Below are 21204 nucleotides of genomic sequence, written 5' to 3' on the forward strand. Positions count from 1 at the left end.
CACGATGAACGAAGAACAGGGTTTCGGCCTTAGAGCGGAGCAGCGTTATCAAGGGGCTGGCAAAAAAGCCCCGGGCGGCGGCTTGGCTAAAGGGGTTGGAACCATCGTTCTTGGTCTTGTGATTATTGTTGGTGGTCTGGGCGGGGCCGGTTACTGGTTATATAATCAGGGGCAGCCAGCACAGGAAGAAGGCAAATTGCCAATCCTTTTGCCAGATCCTCTGCCGATCAAGTTGCGACCGGATGATCCCGGCGGAATGGAAGTTCCCCACCGGGATACAACGATTTATGAACAGCTTGATAGTAGCCAGCCCGAGGATCAGGTGGTTCTTCAGGAACTGCCTGATATGCCAAAGGCGCCCGATGTCATACCATCCCCCGATAGTACGGGAGAACCAGCGGTGATCGAACAGACACCGGAGGCCGAGATTGTCGCAAATGCAGCGCAGATCGGTTCGGGCAAAGATGTAAATGCGTCTGCGACAAATCCGGCTGAAACAGCAATTGCCGCAACAAGTGATGCAGAAAAAGCAATCGCTGTTGCCAAGGCCAAGGAACAGGCCGCAGCACCGGCTGCCGCCAGCGCCAGCGGCGTATCGGAGAAAGACTTCCGCATTCAATTGGCGTCAGTTCGCGATACGTCGGGGGCTGAAGCGGAATGGAAAAGATTGTTCTCTAAAAACAATGACTTGCTTGGTAGTCTTCAGATGTATCTGAAACGTGCAGACCTTGGTGACAAGGGTGTGTTCTATCGTTTGCAAGCCGGTCCTTTGCCGGACGCTGCTGCGGCTGAAACGCTTTGTGGCAACTTGAAACAACGCAATGTGGGGTGTCTGATTGTCCGGCCTTGAGGTAAGAAAACCGCGCGCCTGTATTCTTGGTGTTGAAGGTACAGAACTAAGCAATTGGGAGAAGGGCTTCTTTCGTGAAGCTGATCCCTATGGCTTTATCCTTTTTGCGCGCAACGTCACGGACCACAAGCAGATCAAGGCGTTGAACAATCAACTGCGCGAGGTTGTCGGCAATATCAATGTGCCAATTTTTGTCGATCAGGAAGGCGGGCGCGTCATGCGCCTGAAGCCGCCGCAATGGCGCAAAATTCCCGCAGCCGGTGTATTTGGCCAATTGTTTGAAACAGCACCGGAAGATGCCCGCGAAGCCGCATATATTAATGCGCGCCTGATGGCGACGGATTTGCGTGATGCCGGGTTTAACATCACCTGTGCGCCGGTGCTTGATATCCGCTTCCCTGGTATGAGCGACGTGGTTGGCGACCGTTCCTATGGTTCGACGGTGGAACAGATTGTGCCGTTGGCAAGTGCGGTTGCCGCCGGGTTGCTGGACGGCGGGATCGCACCGGTCATCAAACATATTCCGGGTCACGGGCGTGCATCGGTCGACAGTCACAAGGATTTGCCGATCGTGACCGCGTCGCGCGAAGAACTGAGTCGCCTTGATTTCGAACCGTTCCGTCAGATGAAGGATGTGGTTGCAGCGATGTCGGCCCATTTGCTGTTTACCGCGATTGATGATCAACGCCCGGGAACCGTATCGGCCAAGGTCATTTCCGAAATTGTCCGCGGTGATATCGGGTTTGAAAACCTTCTGATCAGTGATGATCTATCAATGGAAGCGCTTGGTGGATCGATTGCTAGCCGGACTCACGAATGCCTTGCCGCCGGGTGCGACATTGCCCTTCATTGCAATGGCAAGCGCACGGAAATGGAGGAAGTCGTATCCATGGCCCCGAAACTTGCCGGTGAGGCGCTGACACGTTCGCAATTGCTGAGCAATCAGATCGCAGGTTTTAATATTACACAGCCACCCTCGGCGCAGATTGCCGATTGGCAGGCCCGACTGGCTGAATTGCTATCACCGGTCTGGTCGGCTGGAGAGCAGGCGTAAGGGAAGCTGAATAGGTGAACGACATTATCGAGATTATCATTTCCGCGTCTACGTGGGTGTTGCCGGTATTGCTGGCGGTGACTTTGCACGAAGCCGCGCACGGCTTTGCAGCCAAGCTGTTCGGGGATGATACAGCGCAACGCGCCGGGCGGCTTAGCCTGAACCCGATCCGCCATATTGATCCGGTGGGGACCATTCTGATTCCCGGTTTGCTGTTGCTGACCGGTGCGCCGTTCCTGTTTGGTTATGCCAAACCGGTCCCGGTCGCGTTCCATCGTTTGCATCCGCAACGTCTTGGTGTAATCGGGGTGGCGGTTGCCGGGCCTGCAACCAACGTCGCATTGGCAATTGCATCAATTCTATTACTGGTCGGGTTGCCGTCATTTTCACCGGCGGTCAATGACTGGCTGGCAACGACGTTACAGCAGTCGATCTGGCTGAACTGCATTCTGGCGGTGTTTAACATGCTGCCAATTCCGCCATTGGATGGTGGGCGGGTTCTGACGGCGATATCGCCAATGCCAATTGCGCGGGTATTGGCGCGCATGGAAAAAACCGGCATGATCCTTCTGATTGCGCTGATCTTCCTGTTGCCCTACGTCACGGGGCTTCTTGGCGTTAATCTGCCGATATTCGACTGGCTGGTGATTGAGCCTGCATCTGCACTTGTTGATTTTCTGGCCGGTATTTTCGCCTGATATGAGGCGGACGGTCCGGGGGGATTATGGCCAAACAGTTCGAGCTCGATATTCCGGACGAGGTATTTGACAAGGCACCCGTTGATGATGGGCCAAGTCTTGCTGAACGCCTTATGCTGGATCTGGACGGGTTTGAAGGGCCGCTTGACCTTTTGCTGGAGCTGGCACGCGACCAGAAAGTCGACATCATCAGGATTTCGATCCTGGAGCTTGCCGAGCAGTATCTGACTTTCATTAATACCGCGCGTGAATTGCGATTGGAACTGGCGGCCGATTATCTGGTGATGGCGGCGTGGCTGGCTTATCTGAAATCTCGGTTGTTGCTGCCAAAGCAGGAGTCCGACGAGGAAGAGCTCAGTGCAGAGGAAATGGCAGAGCTTCTGGCCTTCCAGCTGAAGCGGCTGGAAGCGATGAAAGCTGCCGGTGAGAAACTGCTGGAGCGGCCCAACCTCGGGCGTGATTTCTTTGGCCGGGGTGATCCGGAGGAAGTCCGGGTCACGACGGCGTCGGTTTATGATGCGTCGCTTTATGACCTGTTGAAAGCCTATGCGCAGATCATGCTGACATCTGAATCCAAGACATTGGAGATTGAGGCATTCGATCTTTATGCGATGGACGATGCAATCCGGAGGTTGCGCGATCTGTTCGGGCGACGGGTTGTACCGACATGGACAAAGCTTCTGGAATTCATGCCACATGGTCTTGGCACGCCTTTGAAGGCACGGTCGGCACTGGCTGCGCATTTTGTTGCCAGCCTTGAAATGTGCCGCGATGGCGAATTGGAAATCTCGCAAGAGCAGGTGTTTGGCCCGATCATGCTGAGGTCACCGCAAAAAAGACGCGATCCTGAATTGGACATCACATCCGGGGATTACAGCGATATGGACAAGCTAGGAGCTAAATCCGGGGCAGGGATGGATAATAATGGTGACTGAGACAGTAACCGATCCGCAGTTTGAAATCGATGGTATCGAACACGGTCCTCAAATCGACTTTCAGCATCTTCGAATTGTTGAGGCTGTGCTGTTTGCGTCTGCGGAACCGGTCAGTGAACGGGTTCTTGCCGCGCGTTTGCCCGAAGGTTCAGATGTTTCCCTTTTGCTTAAAGAACTGCAGGCAAACTATTCAGAGCGTGGGATAAATCTGAATCATGTCGGTGAAAAATGGGCGTTTCGCACTGCGGCTGATTTGGCAGGTGATCTTCATATCGAGGTCGAAAAAGCAAAGAAAATGACGCGTGCAACGCTCGAAACGCTGGCGATCATTGCCTATCACGAGCCGGTTACACGTTCCGAAATTGAAGAAATTCGTGGTGTGGCTCTGTCCAAGGGGACGCTTGATATTCTGCTGGAAGCGAAATGGATCCGTCCGAAGGGGCGCAAACGTGTGCCGGGCCGTCCGGTTCTTTGGGCGACGACGGATGATTTTCTGGATCATTTCGGACTTGAACATCGTGACGATCTGCCGGGACTTGCCGATTTGAAGGCCGCTGGATTGCTTGATAGCCGTCCTGGCATGGGCCGATACGGTGCCAGTTCCGACGAGGAAGCATTGCCCGATCTGGTTGATGATGGCGAAGTTACCGATGCTGTTGTCGAAGAAGCTCTTACGACCCGCAATCTGGCCGATCTTGATGAAACCATCTACAGCGATAATCCCAATCTGGAAGAAGAATACGACGCGGAGAACCGTTAAATCGGGTCCATTCACATCTTTTATCGTGCTTCTTTGATCCAGCTTCTTGCATGCGCTGTTGGGTAGGATTAAATCTGGGAAAGATTTTGCAACTTAATTGCAGGGTTTCCCGGCAAAAGAATAAAGAGAGATCTGATGCCCGACGGCTTGAGAATGTCCAATGTCAGCCATGATTTCGGCAGTACCAAGGTTCTCAAAGACATAAGCTTTGACGTTGCGCCCGGCGAACTGGTTTGCCTTTTGGGGCCCTCGGGATGTGGCAAGACTACTGCATTGCGTATTGCCGCAGGGCTTGAAAAGCTTCAGCAAGGCAGCGTTTCAATTAATGATCAGCTTGTAGCGCGGCCCGGGGAATATCTTGAACCCGAAAAACGCGGTGTCGGTATGGTGTTTCAGGATTACGCCCTGTTTCCGCATCTGAGCGTTGCCAAGAATATCGGGTTCGGTCTGCGTTCATCATCTGAGATTGAACGCAAGGAAGCGGTCGAACGTGCGCTTCGGCAGGTCGGTATGGCAGAATATTACAATGCCTATCCCCACGAATTATCCGGCGGGCAGCAACAGCGGATTGCACTTGCCCGAGCTTTGGCGCCAACACCGCGCGTGATGTTGCTGGACGAGCCGTTTTCGGGGCTTGATGTTGCACGCCGTGCCGAACTTCGTGATACCACGTTGCATGTTTTGAAAAATGCCGGGATCGCAACCATCATGGTGACCCATGATCCGGAAGAAGCGATGTATATGGCGGATCGGATTATCATCATGAAGGAAGGGCAGGTGATGCAGGATGGCACCCCCGAAGACCTTTATTTCAATCCGCAAAATCGTTTTGTTGCATCTTTCTTTGGCGAGGTTAACCGTTTCCCCGGAACAGTGCAGGGTGGGATTGTGACGACGCCGCTTGGTGATGTGGCGCAGGGTGATCTTGATGACGGAACACAGGTTGAAGTTCTGGTGCGCCCGGAAGGATTGCAGATTGCCGATGCCATGAATGGACATGATATTCTGGCGCGGGTTGATGCTGTGCGGTCACTTGGTGAAATCAGTCTGATGCATTTATCGCTTCATGCGGGCGGGCATGTCCATGCGCGCGTGCCACGTAGACTTTCGTCAGTAAATCAGGGGGCGGTCGCTATTACGCTTGATCCTGACATGACCTTTGTGTTTCCTATGAATTAGGCCGATTTCAACGCGAAATAGGTCCGATGAGACTAAGAAACAAACATACAGGTTCGTAGCGGTGCACGGTATATTCACAATCGTTGCATTGCACAGTGGGGGGCTTTCTGCCATTATCCGGGCATTCTCGCCGGATGGCAGATTGGATCTTTGGAGATAGAAGTTATGGGTATTGGCGTTTGGCAAATCGTTCTGATTCTGGCGATTGTCCTGATCATCTTTGGTGCCGGCAAACTGCCGAAAGTCATGGGTGACATGGGTAAAGGGATCAAGAGCTTCAAAGCAGGCATAAACGAAAAAGACGAAGACAGCGCTGCTTCGGCCAAAACCATCGAAAACAACACGTCTGCTTCGGTTTCTGCTGAAAGCAAAGACAAGGATTCCGTGAAATCCTGATCGTCTGTCGGGTTTCCTTCAGATAGGCGTGTTCCATGTTTGATATCGGCTGGACCGAAATGGCACTTGTGGCCGTCGTCGCGTTGTTCGTCGTCGGCCCCAAGGACTTGCCCCATGTGCTTTACAAGCTTGCCGGGTACTGGAAAAAAGTGCGCGGTATGGCGCGCGAATTTCAGGGCGGTATCGATAATCTGATTCGTGAAGCCGAACTTGATGATCTGCGCAAGCAGGTCACCGATGCACGTTCGAGCACATCAGACTTCATCGAAAACAAGATTGCCGAGCCGAAAACCAAGCCAAAACAGGCAAAACCGGCAGATAAAACTGCCGAAAGCGAAACCGACAACAAATTGGAAACCAAAACCACAGCACCGAAGACCGATGCTGCGGCATCGGCAGAACCTGCTGCTGCAGATAAGAAGACTGATCATCCGGAGAGTCAGGCGTGAACATGCAGTCGGATGACAAGCAGATGCCGATCATGGAGCATCTGATCGAGCTTCGGAACCGTCTGACATGGGCGGTTCTGGCACTCTTTATCACTTTCGGTATTTGTTATTATTTCGTCGAAGATATTTACGGGTTCCTCGTAAAGCCCCTTGCTGACGTCATGGGGCCGGACCGGCGCATGATCTATACCGCATTGACCGAGGTGTTCTTCACCTATGTAAAGGTCGCGTTCTTTGCTGCCTGTTTTGTTTCCGCACCGGTCTTTCTTGGCCAGTTATGGGCCTTTGTCGCGCCGGGACTATACAAGAATGAACGTTCGGCATTCATGCCGTTCCTGTTTGCGACGCCGATCCTGTTTCTTGCGGGCGGGGCACTGGTTTACTACCTGATCATGCCGCTGGCGTGGAAATTCTTCCTTAGTTTCGAAAGTGCAGGCGGGGCATCGGGACTTGCCATTCAGCTTGAAGCCAAGGTCGGCGAATATCTTGCGCTGGTGATGAAGCTTATTTTTGCGTTTGGCCTGTGTTTCCAGCTGCCGGTATTGCTGACACTAATGGCGCGCGCTGGTATCGTAACCGCATCTTCGCTTGCCAAGCGGCGCAAATATGCGGTTGTGATCGCCTTTGTGTTTGCCGCAGTGCTGACGCCGCCGGATCTGATTTCGCAGGTTGGCCTGGCAATCCCCATCATCATTCTTTATGAAATTTCGATCCTGATGGCGCGGATGTCGGAACGTAAACGTGCCAAGCGCGAAGCGGAAGAAGATGCCGAGCTTGACGGTGACGATGAGGATACCGATCATAATAAAGACGACGTCGATACCCAGGGTTCGGCTGCGGCAGCTGCTGATTACGGGGACGATGATGGCAAAGCAGATGACAAGACCGATTTCAAAGCGCTTGCAGGTTCTGCGCCAAAATCTGATACGCCTTCGTCATCCCGATCTCTGGGATCCGCGAAAGGCGACGATGACGAGGATGATTTCAACAGCGCGCGCTGATTGAATTGTCCGGTTCTCGAATGACCGATCTGACGGGGTGGACCAAGCGTCCACCCCATCGTATAAAAGCCCGAATAATTGCCCGCATAGCTGAATAACAAGGTGCCGTTTCATGCACGACATTAAATGGATTCGTGATAATCCCGAGGCCTTTGACGCGGCGATGACCGCGCGCAAGGTCGAAATGACCGCCCAGCGTCTGATCGATATCGATGCAGACCGTCGTCGCCTGATGACTGAACATCAGGAAATGCTGGCGCGCCGCAAATCCATTTCCGGTGAAATTGGCAAATTGCGCCAGAGTGGGGGCGATGCTGACGAACTGATGGCCGAGATGGCTAAGCTCAAAGACCGGATCAAGGATGCCGAAGACGGGCAGGCCGGTTTAAACGAGCAGCTTGATCTTTTGCTATCGTCGCTTCCGAACGTTATGGATGCAGAAGTTCCGGCAGGCGAAAGCGAAGAAGACAATGTTGAAGTTCGCAAATGGGGAACTCCCGGCGAATTTGACTTTAAGCCGCTTGAACATTTCGAGATCGGCGACAAGCTTGGCATGATGGATTTCGAAACTGCGGCTAAACTTTCGGGTTCGCGTTTTGTTATTCTGCGTGGTGGCCTGGCAAAGCTTGAACGGGCATTGGGCCAGTTCATGCTGGACCTGCATGTAAACGAGCATGGTTATGAAGAAACCATCACGCCGATGCTGGTACGCGATGATGCGATGTTTGGCACCGGTCAGTTGCCGAAGTTTGCCGAAGATTCGTTCAGAACCACCAATGACATGTGGCTGATCCCGACGTCGGAAGTGACGCTTACCAATCAGGTCGCGGGCGAGATTATCGACGAAGCCGCATTGCCGCTGCGCTATACCGCATTGACCCAGTGTTTCCGTTCGGAAGCCGGTTCGGCCGGGCGTGATACGCGCGGCATGATCCGCCAGCATCAGTTTTCAAAGGTTGAAATGGTGTCGGTTGTGGCCGCCGAAAAATCGAACGAGGAACTTGATCGAAAAACCCGCTGTGCGGAGACCGTTCTTGAGCGTCTCGGTCTTCCCTACCGGACGGTGGTTCTGTGTTCAGGCGATATCGGTTTTGCCGCGCGCAAAACATTTGATATTGAAGTCTGGCTTCCGGGGCAGGGTAAATATCGTGAAATTTCATCCTGTTCTAACACCGGTGATTTCCAGGCACGGCGCATGAATGCGCGTTATCGTGCCGCTGGCGACAAGAAAACCAGTTTTGTTCATACCCTGAATGGGTCGGGGCTTGCTGTTGGACGTTGCCTGATTGCGGTGATGGAAAACTATCAGCAGGCAGATGGTTCAATTCGTGTACCGGATGAATTGAGGCCCTATATGGGCGGTGTCGAGGTGATTTCACCGCGCGGATAGGGGGGGGGCGATATGGTCGATCTGCAAAATGCCCGCATCCTGATCAGCAACGATGACGGGATTGATGCGCCGGGGATTCGGCTTTTGGAAAAGCTTGCCTGTTCGCTTTCCGATGATGTCTGGGTTGTCGCACCGACGACCGAGCAAAGCGGGGCCGGGCATTCGCTTACCCTGCGCCATCCGTTGCGGATACGCAAACGTGACGAGCGACATTTTTCTGTCGACGGAACGCCAACCGATTGCGTTCTGCTGGCCCTTCAGCAAATCATGCGTGACAGTCCGCCCGATATTGTTCTTTCGGGGATCAACCGGGGTGGCAACCTTGGCGAGGATGTAACCTATTCCGGTACGGTTGCTGCCGCGATGGAAGCAACGTTGCTGAATGTGCCTGCAATTGCCTTTTCCCAGTTTTTTTCCGGCAATCTGATCGACTGGTCGGTTGCGGAAAAGCATCTTTTACCGGTTGCGGAAACCCTTATTCACACGACTTGGCCACGTGGCGTTCTGATTAACGTCAATTTTCCGGAAGCCGAACGTGACGGCGGAGCCCGTATCGAGGTTTCCAGACAGGGACAGCGCAAGATTGGCGATCATATTGCCGAACGCCTTGATCCGCGCGGAGAGCCTTATTATTGGATTGGTGCAATCAAGTCGGAATTGCCCAAAGATGAAAATGCGGACTTGCGGGTCATTGAGAGGGGCGATATTTCGGTAACTCCGATCAGTCTCGATTTCACGCATTACGAGACGCACGCAAAACTGACGAAGGCATTTCCGTGAACGAGCCTGTCATTGCCCGAGAAGCTGAAATCGAACATCTGCTTGCGATCCTGCGCAATGACGGGATCCATGACGAGGACGTTTTACGTGCGCTGGCCAGCATCCCGCGCGAAATTTTCGTCGCCGAGCCGTTTGTCAGCCGGGCATGGGAAAATGTCGCCCTTCCGATCAGCAAGGGCCAGACGATTTCACAGCCCTATATCGTCGCCCTGATGACGCAGGCGCTTGAGCTGAATGACCGGATGAAGGTGCTTGAGGTCGGTACCGGATCGGGCTATCAGGCCGCCATCCTCGCCAAGCTGGCACGCCGGGTTTACACGCTTGAACGGCACAAGCCGCTTCTGCGTGAGGCGGAAGACAAATTCCGCGAATTGGGGTTGCATACGATTTCGACCCTGCATGGTGATGGCGGGCTTGGCTGGAAGGCGCAGGCACCGTTTGATCGTATTATCGTGACTGCGGCAGCACAAGATGTACCGCCTGTTCTGGTCGATCAGTTGGCGATTGGCGGGATCATGGTCGTGCCGGTGGGCGAGGTATCCCATACGCAACTGCTTTTGCGGGTTTTGCGTACCCCCACCGGGATTGATGTAACAGAATTGATGCCGGTCCGTTTCGTTCCGATGTTGCCGGGTACCGAAGAATTCTGAGCCGATTGCTGCATCTGATTACGGATTGTTAACGGCTGATCGCAGACAATGTTTTCCATGATGGAAAATAGTGTCAAACAGGCAGTTCGAAGAATACGGACGCTGGCGCTTGTCTGTGGGACAACCGCAGCGCTTGGCGGCTGTTTGCTTAATTCCGTCCCTGTGCCAGTAGTTTACGGCGAAGGTGCGACTTACAGCCCCTATAGCATGCCCAAGCTTAAAAATGGTGAGCGGGTTATTACGGTTGAACCGGGTGATACTGTTTCGGGGCTTGCCAACCGGTATCGCACCGATTTTGGCCGTTTTACCGAGCGAAACAAATTGGCGAAGCCTTATGTGATCTATCCGGGGCAGCGGCTTGTGCTGCCGCCTTGGGATCCGTCTTATGACAGCAACAGCCAGACTGCAGTTGCAAGCCGGTCGTCATCGACGACACCAAGTTCAACAAGCTCCGCGCCGCGTAAGACCGTCACCATGGGCGGCAAGCGCGAAGTTGTCAGTGTGCCGCTTGGTACATCTGAAACGGCGGCAGCACCCGAACGCTCGTCAACGGTTCAAACCGCGCGTATTAGCCCGAATAACGGCGGCAGCATCCCGACGCCTGGCCTGAAGCCACAGGATTTCGCCGCGCGCGCCGAACAGCGTTACGCATCTGCCAATAGCTGGAATAACGATACCCGCCAGATGCCCGAAGCAACACCGGTTGCGGGGCAAGGCAGTGCAGTTCGTAAGAATGTCGTTATTGCCGAACCTGACAATCGCAAGGGCTTTGTCTGGCCGGTTCGCGGTGACATTGTTCTTAAATACGGTGCCAGCACGGGCGGTCTTTACAATGACGGAATTAACATCAAGGCTGCGCGTGGTACGCCGATCCTTGCTGCGGATAATGGCGTTGTGACCTATGTCGGGAATGAGTTGCGCGGCTTTGGCAATCTGATCCTGATCAAGCATGCTGATGATTATGTGACAGCCTATGCCCATACGGAAAATCCGATGGTGGCACGCGGCGACGTTGTCGAGCGCGGTCAGAAGATTTCAAGTGTCGGCAGCACGGGTGCCGTTAACCAGCCGCAACTTCATTTTGAAATTCGTCGTGGACGAAAATCCACGGACCCGATGAAATACCTGCCACAGATGATGGTATCGCGATAAACAAAACGCCCGGACCTTGATGTTCCGGGCGTTTTGTTTATACGCTGCTGTCCTGGGCAGTCAGCCAAGCTTTTTCCCCATTTCGCCGGCTAATTCCTGAATGAATTGCCATGCAACGCGGCCTGAACGACTGCCACGTGTGACCGTCCATTCCTTGGCTCGGGCACGTAGGTCTTCAATCGGAACATCAAGCCCGAATTCCTTGGCGTACCCTTCGATGATTTCAAAATAGACATCCTGTGAAATGTTGTGGAAGCCAAGCCACAGGCCGAAGCGGTCGGATAGGGATACCTTTTCCTCGACGGCCTCGGACGGATTGATCGCGGTTGATCGTTCATTTTCGATCATATCGCGCGCCATCAAATGACGACGGTTCGATGTCGCATAGAAAATCACATTGTTGGGGCGGCCTTCGATGCCGCCTTCAAGCACAGCCTTAAGCGACTTGTAGGATTCATCCTGCAAATCGAATGAGAGGTCATCACAGAACAGAACCGTCTTGCGACCGCTTTCTTCGAGAATATGCAGAAGATGGGGCAGGGTCGGGATGTCTTCGCGATGGATTTCGACCAATGCCAATGCGCCAGCCTTTTCCGTGTTGATTTTGGCGTGCATCGCCTTGACGATCGAACTTTTGCCGGTGCCACGTGCGCCCCAAAGCAACGCATTGTTGGCCGGAAGTCCATTGGCGAACCGTTTGGTATTGTTATAAAGAATCGTCTTTTGCTGTTCGATTCCCTGCAAAAGATCGATATCAATCCGGTTCACATTGCGCACCGGTTGCAGATAACCGCTTTCGGCCTGCCAGACAAAGGCATCAGCCGCGGCAAGGTCATTGGTTTTATGCGCAGGTGGGGCCATGCGTTCCAGCGCGTCGGCAATGCGCTCAAGGGTGGGCAGCAATTGATTGAAATCGTTGGTCATTAAAGCCTCTTGGATGTTTCTTTTTATCGTGGTGGCGACGAATATGCCCAAAACGCTATCACAAGGCGATCTGGCAATAACAGTGCCATATGATTTAGCGCGCTTTTGGTGACGTGAACAGAACCACAGAATACGGGATTTAACCGATAAAAATCCTGTTCTTCCTTGCGTTGACGGGACACACCGTTATATTCCGGCAGTTGATTTGTTTTGTTGTATGGGATTAGGAGTTCCTAATGTTGATTTCGCCGGCTTTCGCGCAGGGCGCAGGTGGCGCAGGTGGTGCAGATATGCTTACCAGCTTCCTGCCGCTGATCCTGATTTTTGTTGTTTTTTATTTCCTGCTTATCCGTCCGCAGCAGAAAAAACAGAAAGAGCATAAAGCGATGCTCGCTGCTGTTCGTCGTGGTGACAAAATCGTTACCGCCGGTGGTCTGATCGGTACCGTTGCCAAGGTTATTGGTGACGATGAACTTTCGGTCGAGATTGCTGAAGGGGTCAAAGTCAAGGTTGCACGCGGCATGGTTTCGACAGTTCTGTCGAAAACCGAGCCAGCCAAAGGCGACGACAAAGACGAAGACGAAAAAGAAGCTGAAGAGACCAAAAAAGACTGATCTCTTTGATGACTTGCAAGGCGGGGCAAAATGCTCCGCCTTCTTGTTTACAGCCGGTGGCCTGCGGGGTGTAACTCTCCCGATGTTCGATAGAACCAGACCAAGGTTTTCCAGACAAATCTGGTTAAAGGACACATGCTTTATTTTACGAAATGGAAAGCAGCACTGGTTCTGCTGGTGTGCGCTTTGGGCGTTATATACGCTGCACCGAATTTCCTGCCCAAGGGCACGTTGGCAACTGAAGCCAGCTATCTTCCGGGTAAACAGATCAGCCTTGGTCTTGATCTGCGCGGCGGATCGCACATGCTGCTTGAGGTAGACATTAACAGCGTGATCCGCGAGCGTTATGAAGCGCTTGGCGATACGATCCGTTCGACACTGCGCGAGGAACGCATTCGTTACCGTCCGCGCGATGCCGGATTGGACGGCGCTGAAGTCACCATCGTCAATGCCGACGAGGTCGAAAAAGCCCGCGATCTGATCCGCGATGTCGAACCTAATACCGTCATGAGTGGTGACGGCAACAACATTATCGTTTCCTACACCGAACAGGCCCGCAAAGAGCTTGTTGATCGCGCGATCAGCCAGTCACTTGAGGTGGTGCGCCGTCGTGTTGACGAACTGGGAACGACCGAACCGTCGATCCAGCGCCAAGGTGAAGACCGTATTGTTGTTCAGGTACCTGGACTTGATGATCCATCGCGATTGCGCGCGATTCTTGGCCGTACCGCGAAAATGAACTTCCACCTCGTGAACGAGGAAAAAACGGCTTCCCAAGCGCGTGCCACCGGCATGCCGCCGGGAACCATTATCCTGCCATCGGCTGATGCCGGTGACCGTGCGGCCGGTATCAACGAATATCTGATTGACCGTCGCGTGGTTGTTTCGGGTGATAACCTTATCGATTCACAACCCACCTTTAACGATGGTCGCCCCGTTGTTTCATTCCGCTTTGACGCGGCAGGTGGTGCGCGGTTTGGCGACATGACGTCGAAAAATGCCGGTCGTCGTCTGGCGATCGTTCTGGATGGCGAAGTGATTTCAGCCCCGCGGATCAATGAACCGATCCTTGGTGGTAACGGTATCATTACCGGCCAGTTCAGTGTTCAGGAGGCCAACGATCTTTCGTTGCTGTTGCGTGCCGGTGCATTGCCCGCACCGATGCAGATCCTTGAAGAACGTTCAGTCGGCCCGGGGCTAGGACAGGATTCTGTCGAGGCCGGTGAAATTGCAGCCGTCCTTGGTCTTGTCTTCGTTATTGCCTTTATGGTGATCAGCTACGGGCGGTTCGGGATTTATGCCGATATCGCACTTCTGATGAACCTTATCCTCGTGCTGGCAGTGATGTCGGTATTGCAGGCAACTCTGACACTGCCGGGTATCGCCGGTATCGTTTTGACGGTCGGTATGGCGGTTGACGCCAACGTACTGATTTTCGAACGTATCCGTGAAGAACGTAATAATGGCCGTACGATCATCAACGCAATTGATGCCGGTTATCGCAGTGCGATGTCGACCATCCTTGACGCCAACCTAACCACGCTGATTGCGGCTCTTGTGCTATTCAGCTTTGGTTCCGGGCCGATCAAGGGTTTTGCCGTCACGCTTGCCATCGGCATTATCACGTCGATGTTCTCGGCAATCTGGGTGACCCGACTGTTGATTTCGGTGTGGGTTAAACGCCGTCGTCCGACGGAACTGGTACTTTGAGGAAGGGAGCAGGAAAATTATGAAACCATTGCATCTTGTTCCGGATGACGTGAACGTCCCGTTCCTCAAATTCCGGAAAATCTTTTATATTGTCTCGCTGGTCATGGTGCTGGCATCTGTTGGCTTATTTGTAACCAAGGGGCTGAATTTCGGCATCGATTTCCGGGGCGGTATTCTCCTTGAAATCAAAACCGACGGTCCGGCCGATATTGGCGCGCTGCGTGATAATCTTGGTTCTCTTGGACTGGGGGATGTATCAATTCAGGAATTCGGCGAACCCGATGATGTCCTGATCCAGTTGCAGCGCCAGGACGGTGATGAAAAAGCCCAGATGGCAGCGCTTGCTACTGTGACCGAGGCACTTGGTGACAATGTTACCATTCGCCGTAGCGAACTGGTCGGCCCGAAGGTTGGTGACGAGCTGAAGGAAGCTGGAGTCTATTCGGTTGCCATCTCGCTTTTGCTGATCATGGTCTATATCTGGTTCCGGTTCGAATGGCAGTTTGCCGTGGCATCGGTTGTGGCACTTCTGCATGATGTTCTGATTACCATCGGTTTCTTTGTGATCACCGGTGTTCAGTTCGATCTGGCGACGCTTGCAGCGGTTCTGACCGTTGCCGGTTATTCGATCAACGATACGGTGGTTGTATTTGACCGTATTCGCGAATATCTGCGCAAATTCCGCAAGATGGAAATACCCGATCTTCTTGATCTGTCGATCAATTCGACCCTGTCACGTACGACCATGACATCATTTACCACCTTGCTGGCGCTGATTGCGTTGTTCGTATTTGGTGGTGAAGCGATCCGTGGTTTCACGATGGCGCTGATTTTCGGCATTGTCATAGGGACTTATTCGTCAATCTGTGTGGCGTCTCCGTTGCTGATGGTTCTGCGGCTTAACCGCAAGATTCCCGAAGGCGAAGAGACCCAGAAGGCCGGTGCCTGATTCCTCAGCCGCACGACATGGATTTACAGAAAGGCCGGGTTTGTGCGAAAACAACCCGGCCTTTTCCTTTAGTGCGCAGTGGCGTATGACCTTTGCGAGCTGATTTAAACCATTTTCAAAACTGGTTCTTGCCTGTGGCGCTTAATATGGACGCAAGAGATGGTCATCGGGCAAATTTGCTCGGTAGTCTGTGGATGATGGCGGCAATGGCAGCATTCGCCGTTGAAGACGCATTTGTGAAGGCCGTTTCGGCGACGCATCCAGTGGGACAGGTTTTGATCCTGTTTGGTGTCGGAGGGGCGGTTTTATTTGCCGCGATTGCCAAAGCCCAGAATAAACGACTGCTTGACCCGGCGGTTCTGTCGCGTCCTATGTGTGTAAGGATCGTGTTCGAGGTTATCGGGCGACTGTTTTATGTGCTTGCGCTTGCTTTAACACCTTTGTCTTCGACCACGGCCATTTTACAGGCAACGCCGCTTATTGTGGTTCTTGGCGCGGCGCTCATTTTTGGTGAAAAAGTGGGATGGCGCAGATGGTTGGCAATTTTTGTTGGTCTGATCGGTGTTCTGATCATTCTTCGTCCGAGCGCGGATGGCTTTTCAGTCCTGTCGTTGCTGGCGGTGATCGGAACAATCGGTTTTGCCGGTCGTGATCTAGCCAGCCGGGCAGCCCCGATATCGTTGGGGACGTCTATTCTGGGATTCTATGGTTTTATTGCCATTATTATTGCCGGTATCCTGTTTTCGGTTTGGGAAGGCAAAGCATTTACGCTACCCGACGGCCAAAGCCTTTTCTATTTTTCCGGTGCGGTCCTGATGGGGATTTCTGCTTATGCCGCCCTGATGAAAGCGATGCGCAGCGGTGATGTTTCGTCGGTTACACCGTTCAGGTATACTCGGTTGTTGTTCGGTATTGCCTTGGGCGTGTTCCTGTTTGGTGAGGAACTCGACATGCCCATGTTGATCGGGTGTAGTATCGTTGTTGTTTCCGGGTTGTTTATTTTGTGGCGCGGGAAAAAAGCAAAGGCACCTGCAGCTGCGCTTTGAGGCAGACAACGCCGGAAGAACTTTTCAAGGTTGCGTCAAGAGGGAATGATATGTCTTTGGAAGTAAGTCCGCTGATCGCAGAAGGCCGAAAGATCGTTACCAGCTATGGGGATGGCCTGTTTCGTTTTGGCGAAGAAGTTGTCACTGGTTCGGTTTTACTGTTTCCCAAGAATGTCTATTCCTGGCCGTATGAGAATATTGATCAGGTTGATGTCGATGCCTTTGGTCGGGTGATTGAAGCATCCGACGAGATTGATATCCTGCTGCTGGGAATGGGAAGTGGCATGAAACCATTGCCTGCTGAATGGCGCATTGCACTTCGCAAACATGGCATTGTCGTCGAGCCGATGGATACCGGTGCTGCGTGTCGCACCTATAATGTTCTGGTATCGGAAGCCCGTCGGGTTGCCGCAGCCCTGATTTCGGTTTGACCCGTGTTATAAGTCGCGCAGTTTCAGATATTCATGCAACTGCGCACGGACCTTCATCACACTTGCGATAACCGCTGCCGGTCCGGGCGGATAATCCGGCGGAAAGGCATCCCCGCATAAAAACAGGTTCCGCCAAGGTGGCGTAATCCGGTGGCGAAGTGCTGCAACCCCCGGACTGAGTTCCGGAAAAGGGGCTTCACAATCAACATAACTGAAAGCCGGATGCTCATCGCCGGTTTCAATTTTTGTCCTTTCCGACAGATCAAGATTTAAATGCTGATCGCAAAGCTCTGTGACGCGCTGCCAGATCGTTGCGGCCAACTGAACCGCTGTGCCGTCGCTTGGCAGAATCAGACTGCTGTTCATGCTGACCTGTATGTGACGACGGTTGCAATAAATCGCACGTACCAGATCATCATCAGCCAGGACACAGCATGGTTCGGCAAAGCTTTTGCTGGCCTGAAACACAAAAGTTCGTCGATGCGCTGGGGCCGGCGGAATGCCGATATCAGGTACCGCATCGCAAAGTGGCCTTGGATGAAGTGCAAGCACCACGGCATCTTGCGGGCGCACTTCGATCTGATCATCGCCGAAAAACAGGTCGGTGGCGAAATCCGTCGTACTGTCGATATCACCAAGTTCCATACCGCTTATGATGTCGCCGCCAGCTGCGATAAAATGATCGCGCATAGTGGGCAGCGCGATATCGTTTAGGATGATTGGGTCAATCGCCGCGAAGGCGTGGCTTGCATTATGGCGGCGTATTTCACGCAATGTCGGCATTAAAACGCGCCCCAGCAAAGCGGCCGAGCAATTGTGGGCTGGCATTGAAAACAGCACCTCGGCCAGTGTCGCAAGTGCACCCTGATGATAGGTTGCTGTCGGTGTTTCCATATCTTCACCCAAATCAGCAGCGACCCGCATTCGTTGACTGACACGCCGATCTTCACTGGCGTAACGGGAGAACCATAAATTCCATGCCGTAAACAGCCGTGCGAAAATTGTCGGGCGACGTGCAATCAAAGCCGCGGCAATACCGTGATCAAGATCAATGATGGCGGGGCTTCGTCCGGGGTGTTTAAGGCCGATAACCGCATGGGCCGGTCGGATCAGTTTTCGCGGAATTTCCGGCCATTGCGAGAAAAAATACCGAACCAGATCCTCGGGATCATAGAAAATTTCGGGTTCGGCAACCTTGTGGTTTTTGGGGGAAGTTTTCATGCCGCGTGTCCAGCGGCTGGCGAAAAGTTCGCCGGAATCGTACAACGTTACGGATACACCATCCTGCGCCATTTGAGTTGCAAGTGCTGAGCCAGCAAGTCCGGCGCCAATGACATGAAGTCTTGGTGCAGCAAAGGATGCCATATGCCTGTCCTGTTTTAGTTGTTATACAGGGGCCGCAAGAAACAATCCGTAGCGGTAACCGTTAAGTCATTGTTTGATTTAAAACCTTAACAGCAGATTACATGTGAAGTCATGGACGAAATTACATCCGAAATTGATAGCCTGAACAGCGAAGTCATTGATCAGATGACCAATTGGGTCGAGATGCTGGGCGGCGGAGAAATCGGCAAATATGTCGTCGCAGGGGCGGTGCTGCTGTTTGTGTTCGTCCTGAAACGTGTTCTGGCACTTGGTGTCATTGGTAGCCTGCGCAAGCTGGCGCATCAGCACAAACATAGTACAGCCGCCCATGTTCTGGACGCCTTCGAGGCACCGATTCAGCTTCTGGTGATTCTGGGGGGCGTGTATTTTGCGATCGAGATTCTTGATCTTCCGGAAAACTTTGACGCCGTTCTGTTTGAGCTGATCGGCATTTTTGCGACCTTCTCGGTCTTTTGGGCGCTATTCAGGTCGATTGAACCGCTGGCAATGTCATTTAACAATCTGGCATGGCGTTTTGGGGGCGGTCTTGGTGATGATTTGCGACAGTTCTTTATTCGGGCGGTCAAGACGCTGATTGTTGTGATCGGCGTTGTCGTTCTGTTGGAAAACTGGGGCCTTGATGTTTCTGCATTTCTGGGCGGTCTTGGTCTTGCCGGTATGGCCGTGGCATTGGCCGCAAAGGATTCAGTCGCCAATGTTTTCGGCGGCCTGACCATTCTGGCAGATAACCTTTACAAGCGGGGCGACTGGATCGAAACACCGCAGTTTGAAGGAACGGTCGAGGTCGTCGGCCTTCGCGCGACCAAGGTGCGAACGTTTGCCAAGGCCTTGGTGACGATGCCCAATGCGCAAATCGTCGATTCCCCGGTAATCAACTGGTCCCGCATGACCCATCGCCGCATCAAGATGGTGATTGGGGTCGAATATCGCACCACAGCCGATCAGATTGAGAAGATCGTCGACGATATCCGATCCTTCCTGAAAAACGATGATGATGTCGCGCAAACCGATGTGGCGCAGATGGTGCATTTGTCTGATTTCGGGGCAAGTTCGATCAACATCGATCTGTATTACTTTACGACCACTACCGATTGGGTGACATGGCGCGATATCCGCAACCGGCATATCATTGCATTCAAACGTATTGTCGAGGATAACGATGCGGCGTTTGCCTTCCCGTCGCAGTCGCTTTATGTCGAAACCCTGCCGGAAAAAATGACCGATAACACCAATGATGATCGCGCTGAAACATCGCGCAAGATCGGATAACGTGCGATGACTGACACGCCAAAACTTTCCTATTGTGCCGATTACGTGCGTCGAAATGACAAGGACCGGTTTTTATGTTCGCTTTTCGCAAGTCCGGACAAACGTGAAAGCCTTTTCACGCTTTATGCCTTTAATCAGGAAGTATCGAAAACGCGCGAAATGGTTAGCGACACCATGCTGGGCCATATCCGGTTGCAATGGTGGCGTGACACCCTTGCTGAGATTGAGCAGGGTAAAATCCGCAAGCATGAAGTTGTTGAACCTCTCTCGGTCGTGATCCAGTCCGGGCGGCTTGATGCGCGTAATCTGGAAACCCTGATAGCTGCGCGTGAATTTGACCTTGCCGATAAGGCGCCGGCAAATCAGGCTGAACTCGATCACTATATCGATCAGACGTCCGGGCATCTGGCGGTGATGGCGACCGAACTGCTTGGTGTGGATGATGCTGATGCCAGACACGCCGCCCGACTGGCCGGGAATGCTTATGGTTTGGTGGGAATTCTGCGCGCCATGGTTTTCCATGGCCGGGCAAAACGGCTTTACCTGCCTCATGATCGGATGGAACATTATGGGGTCGGGCAGGGCGACATTTTTGAATTCCGCAAAACAGACACAGTCAAAGCACTGACGCGCGAGATCGCCGAACTGGCGCAAAACCGGATCAGGGAAGCCAGAAAGTATCGTAAATATCTGCCGTCAAATGCATTGGCCGCGGCATTGCCTGTGGTTCTGGCTGATGGATATTTACGCAAGCTTGAAAAGGCCGGTTTTGATCCATTCAGTGCCGAGTTTGGTCTTGCCCGCCCGGCCAGTTTCCGGCTGACGGTAAAGGCATTTTTAAATCGATACTGAGCACTACGCTGGATATTGGCGAAATCTCATCTAAATAGATGTAATGGATACAATATTTTCGTAAAGTCTTGTGGTAGCGTTATTTGACGCTGGTGGCCTGATGGCAAACGGGGCGGACGAAATGAACATAACGAGGTCCAACATGATGAATTTGCATGCGCCGATCAAAGCTGTGGGGCTGTTTGGCATGCTTTTGATCATGTGGCTTGTTGTGCCAGCGCCTTGTCATGCGGAAAATATCGGCCCGTTTGTTGGCGAGTATCACGGGACATCGATCTATAACGCCGAGGAAGAACTTAAAGCGCGCGATCTTGACGTGAAAATCACGGAAACCGGGCGTGGCTTTACCATTGATTGGTCAACGGTAATTCACAAGGCTGATGGTCGCGAAAAAAACGTATCGCTGAGTATCGAGTTCTATACCACGGATCGGCCCGACATTTATGGAAGTGCGATGCGCACAGGCCTGTTTGGCAAACGTGTTCCCAATGACCCGTTGCAGGGTGAACCTTTTGTCTGGGCGCGTATCGTCGGAAAAACCCTGACCGTTCATGCGCTTTACATCACGGATGACGGTGGTTACGAAATGCAGGTCTATGAACGCAGCCTGGATGCAGATGGCAATATGGATCTCGTGTTCAAACGGTTCCGAAATGGCGAACCTATCCGCGATGTCACCGGAAAGCTCAAACGCCAGAGCAAATATTGAAATTTAAAAGGCCACATCGG

23 protein-coding genes are annotated in these 21204 nt (G+C 52.9%); 21 read left to right on the forward strand and 2 right to left on the reverse strand.

Annotation, left to right across the window (positions count from 1 at the left end; translation table 11 throughout):
- Positions 1 to 4 precede the first annotated feature (4 nt).
- The 13 genes from SMB34_RS19365 to SMB34_RS19425 all read left to right on the forward strand — a co-directional run bounded on the left by SMB34_RS19365 (position 5) and on the right by SMB34_RS19425 (position 11294).
- Positions 5 to 850 (forward strand): SPOR domain-containing protein, encoded by an 846-nt coding sequence (locus SMB34_RS19365; protein WP_037992510.1) that lies wholly within the window; start codon positions 5 to 7, stop codon positions 848 to 850.
- Positions 837 to 1904 carry a beta-N-acetylhexosaminidase gene (gene nagZ, locus SMB34_RS19370; RefSeq protein WP_037992512.1) on the forward strand — a complete coding sequence of 356 codons (1068 nt, stop codon included), beginning with the start codon at positions 837 to 839 and terminating at the stop codon, positions 1902 to 1904. Before SMB34_RS19365 ends, nagZ begins: the two co-directional genes overlap by 14 nt.
- A gap of 14 nt (positions 1905 to 1918) precedes the next feature.
- The gene (locus SMB34_RS19375; protein WP_037992515.1) at positions 1919 to 2602 is read left to right on the forward strand and encodes a site-2 protease family protein; all 684 of its coding nucleotides are present in this window, start codon (positions 1919 to 1921) and stop codon (positions 2600 to 2602) included.
- Positions 2603 to 2628: 26 nt separating this feature from the next.
- Positions 2629 to 3537: a segregation and condensation protein A gene (locus SMB34_RS19380; RefSeq protein WP_037992517.1), complete on the forward strand. Its 909-nt coding sequence runs from the start codon at positions 2629 to 2631 to the stop codon at positions 3535 to 3537.
- The gene (gene scpB / locus SMB34_RS19385) at positions 3527 to 4297 is read left to right on the forward strand and encodes an SMC-Scp complex subunit ScpB (protein ID WP_051682430.1); all 771 of its coding nucleotides are present in this window, start codon (positions 3527 to 3529) and stop codon (positions 4295 to 4297) included. Before SMB34_RS19380 ends, scpB begins: the two co-directional genes overlap by 11 nt.
- A 135-nt stretch (positions 4298 to 4432) precedes the next feature.
- On the forward strand, positions 4433 to 5476 hold the full coding sequence (locus SMB34_RS19390; protein WP_037992519.1) for an ABC transporter ATP-binding protein: 1044 nt from the start codon (positions 4433 to 4435) through the stop codon (positions 5474 to 5476).
- A gap of 165 nt (positions 5477 to 5641) precedes the next feature.
- Entirely contained in the window at positions 5642 to 5872 is a 231-nt protein-coding gene (gene tatA, locus SMB34_RS19395; protein ID WP_007089633.1) for a twin-arginine translocase TatA/TatE family subunit, read from the forward strand.
- A gap of 35 nt (positions 5873 to 5907) precedes the next feature.
- The gene (gene tatB / locus SMB34_RS19400; RefSeq protein WP_037992520.1) at positions 5908 to 6321 is read left to right on the forward strand and encodes a Sec-independent protein translocase protein TatB; all 414 of its coding nucleotides are present in this window, start codon (positions 5908 to 5910) and stop codon (positions 6319 to 6321) included.
- Between the two features lie 2 nt (positions 6322 to 6323).
- Entirely contained in the window at positions 6324 to 7322 is a 999-nt protein-coding gene (tatC, locus tag SMB34_RS19405) for a twin-arginine translocase subunit TatC (protein ID WP_338057858.1), read from the forward strand.
- A gap of 112 nt (positions 7323 to 7434) precedes the next feature.
- Positions 7435 to 8712, forward strand: a complete 1278-nt coding sequence (gene serS, locus SMB34_RS19410; protein ID WP_037992523.1) for a serine--tRNA ligase — start codon at positions 7435 to 7437, stop codon at positions 8710 to 8712.
- A gap of 12 nt (positions 8713 to 8724) precedes the next feature.
- On the forward strand, positions 8725 to 9492 hold the full coding sequence (gene surE / locus SMB34_RS19415) for a 5'/3'-nucleotidase SurE (protein ID WP_037992524.1): 768 nt from the start codon (positions 8725 to 8727) through the stop codon (positions 9490 to 9492).
- Positions 9489 to 10142 (forward strand): protein-L-isoaspartate(D-aspartate) O-methyltransferase, encoded by a 654-nt coding sequence (locus SMB34_RS19420; protein ID WP_037992525.1) that lies wholly within the window; start codon positions 9489 to 9491, stop codon positions 10140 to 10142. Before surE ends, SMB34_RS19420 begins: the two co-directional genes overlap by 4 nt.
- A 57-nt stretch (positions 10143 to 10199) precedes the next feature.
- Positions 10200 to 11294 (forward strand): peptidoglycan DD-metalloendopeptidase family protein, encoded by a 1095-nt coding sequence (locus tag SMB34_RS19425; protein WP_240478879.1) that lies wholly within the window; start codon positions 10200 to 10202, stop codon positions 11292 to 11294.
- Positions 11295 to 11354: 60 nt separating this feature from the next.
- Here the strand turns inward: SMB34_RS19425 and SMB34_RS19430 are convergent, their stop codons facing one another.
- The gene (locus SMB34_RS19430) at positions 11355 to 12218 is read right to left on the reverse strand and encodes an ATP-binding protein (protein WP_037992528.1); all 864 of its coding nucleotides are present in this window, start codon (positions 12216 to 12218) and stop codon (positions 11355 to 11357) included.
- Positions 12219 to 12454: 236 nt separating this feature from the next.
- On the opposite strand from SMB34_RS19430, the gene yajC reads away from it, so the two are divergent.
- The 5 genes from yajC (at position 12455) to SMB34_RS19455 (ending at position 16968) form a co-directional block, all read left to right on the forward strand.
- Positions 12455 to 12832 (forward strand): preprotein translocase subunit YajC, encoded by a 378-nt coding sequence (yajC, locus tag SMB34_RS19435; RefSeq protein WP_007089625.1) that lies wholly within the window; start codon positions 12455 to 12457, stop codon positions 12830 to 12832.
- 135 nt (positions 12833 to 12967) lie between these two features.
- Positions 12968 to 14542, forward strand: a complete 1575-nt coding sequence (secD, locus tag SMB34_RS19440) for a protein translocase subunit SecD (protein WP_007089624.1) — start codon at positions 12968 to 12970, stop codon at positions 14540 to 14542.
- 19 nt (positions 14543 to 14561) lie between these two features.
- Positions 14562 to 15491, forward strand: coding sequence for a protein translocase subunit SecF (gene secF / locus SMB34_RS19445; RefSeq protein ID WP_007089623.1), 930 nt, complete (start codon positions 14562 to 14564; stop codon positions 15489 to 15491).
- Between the two features lie 146 nt (positions 15492 to 15637).
- Positions 15638 to 16537: a DMT family transporter gene (locus SMB34_RS19450; protein ID WP_037992529.1), complete on the forward strand. Its 900-nt coding sequence runs from the start codon at positions 15638 to 15640 to the stop codon at positions 16535 to 16537.
- A 50-nt stretch (positions 16538 to 16587) separates the two neighbouring features.
- The gene (locus SMB34_RS19455) at positions 16588 to 16968 is read left to right on the forward strand and encodes an Mth938-like domain-containing protein (RefSeq protein WP_007089621.1); all 381 of its coding nucleotides are present in this window, start codon (positions 16588 to 16590) and stop codon (positions 16966 to 16968) included.
- Positions 16969 to 16974: 6 nt separating this feature from the next.
- Here the strand turns inward: SMB34_RS19455 and SMB34_RS19460 are convergent, their stop codons facing one another.
- The gene (locus tag SMB34_RS19460; RefSeq protein WP_037992532.1) at positions 16975 to 18333 is read right to left on the reverse strand and encodes an NAD(P)-binding protein; all 1359 of its coding nucleotides are present in this window, start codon (positions 18331 to 18333) and stop codon (positions 16975 to 16977) included.
- 111 nt (positions 18334 to 18444) lie between these two features.
- Here SMB34_RS19460 and SMB34_RS19465 point away from each other — a divergent pair, with 111 nt between their 5' ends.
- From SMB34_RS19465 to SMB34_RS19475, 3 genes are all read left to right on the forward strand, one after another.
- A complete protein-coding gene (locus SMB34_RS19465; protein WP_037992534.1) occupies positions 18445 to 19623 on the forward strand; it encodes a mechanosensitive ion channel family protein in 1179 nt (392 codons plus the stop codon).
- A 6-nt stretch (positions 19624 to 19629) separates the two neighbouring features.
- Positions 19630 to 20475 (forward strand): phytoene/squalene synthase family protein, encoded by an 846-nt coding sequence (locus SMB34_RS19470; RefSeq protein WP_037992535.1) that lies wholly within the window; start codon positions 19630 to 19632, stop codon positions 20473 to 20475.
- Positions 20476 to 20617: 142 nt separating this feature from the next.
- Complete coding sequence (locus SMB34_RS19475; RefSeq protein WP_051682437.1) at positions 20618 to 21184, forward strand: hypothetical protein; 567 nt, start codon at positions 20618 to 20620, stop codon at positions 21182 to 21184.
- Positions 21185 to 21204 lie beyond the last annotated feature (20 nt).

It is taken from the genome of Thalassospira permensis NBRC 106175 (genome assembly GCF_000714555.1).
GTDB lineage: Bacteria > Pseudomonadota > Alphaproteobacteria > Rhodospirillales > Thalassospiraceae > Thalassospira > Thalassospira xiamenensis.

Coding starts and splice junctions, on each gene's coding strand:
- SMB34_RS19365 (WP_037992510.1), top strand. CDS start 5: ATGAACGAAGAACAGGGTTTCGGCCTTAGAGCGGAGCAGCGTTATCAA.
- SMB34_RS19380 (WP_037992517.1), top strand. CDS start 2,629: ATGGCCAAACAGTTCGAGCTCGATATTCCGGACGAGGTATTTGACAAG.
- scpB (WP_051682430.1), top strand. CDS start 3,527: ATGGTGACTGAGACAGTAACCGATCCGCAGTTTGAAATCGATGGTATC.
- SMB34_RS19390 (WP_037992519.1), top strand. CDS start 4,433: ATGCCCGACGGCTTGAGAATGTCCAATGTCAGCCATGATTTCGGCAGT.
- tatA (WP_007089633.1), top strand. CDS start 5,642: ATGGGTATTGGCGTTTGGCAAATCGTTCTGATTCTGGCGATTGTCCTG.
- tatB (WP_037992520.1), top strand. CDS start 5,908: ATGTTTGATATCGGCTGGACCGAAATGGCACTTGTGGCCGTCGTCGCG.
- tatC (WP_338057858.1), top strand. CDS start 6,324: ATGCAGTCGGATGACAAGCAGATGCCGATCATGGAGCATCTGATCGAG.
- serS (WP_037992523.1), top strand. CDS start 7,435: ATGCACGACATTAAATGGATTCGTGATAATCCCGAGGCCTTTGACGCG.
- surE (WP_037992524.1), top strand. CDS start 8,725: ATGGTCGATCTGCAAAATGCCCGCATCCTGATCAGCAACGATGACGGG.
- SMB34_RS19425 (WP_240478879.1), top strand. CDS start 10,200: ATGATGGAAAATAGTGTCAAACAGGCAGTTCGAAGAATACGGACGCTG.
- SMB34_RS19430 (WP_037992528.1), bottom strand. CDS start 12,218: ATGACCAACGATTTCAATCAATTGCTGCCCACCCTTGAGCGCATTGCC.
- yajC (WP_007089625.1), top strand. CDS start 12,455: ATGTTGATTTCGCCGGCTTTCGCGCAGGGCGCAGGTGGCGCAGGTGGT.
- secD (WP_007089624.1), top strand. CDS start 12,968: ATGCTTTATTTTACGAAATGGAAAGCAGCACTGGTTCTGCTGGTGTGC.
- secF (WP_007089623.1), top strand. CDS start 14,562: ATGAAACCATTGCATCTTGTTCCGGATGACGTGAACGTCCCGTTCCTC.
- SMB34_RS19450 (WP_037992529.1), top strand. CDS start 15,638: ATGGACGCAAGAGATGGTCATCGGGCAAATTTGCTCGGTAGTCTGTGG.
- SMB34_RS19455 (WP_007089621.1), top strand. CDS start 16,588: ATGTCTTTGGAAGTAAGTCCGCTGATCGCAGAAGGCCGAAAGATCGTT.
- SMB34_RS19460 (WP_037992532.1), bottom strand. CDS start 18,333: ATGGCATCCTTTGCTGCACCAAGACTTCATGTCATTGGCGCCGGACTT.
- SMB34_RS19465 (WP_037992534.1), top strand. CDS start 18,445: ATGGACGAAATTACATCCGAAATTGATAGCCTGAACAGCGAAGTCATT.
- SMB34_RS19470 (WP_037992535.1), top strand. CDS start 19,630: ATGACTGACACGCCAAAACTTTCCTATTGTGCCGATTACGTGCGTCGA.
- SMB34_RS19475 (WP_051682437.1), top strand. CDS start 20,618: ATGATGAATTTGCATGCGCCGATCAAAGCTGTGGGGCTGTTTGGCATG.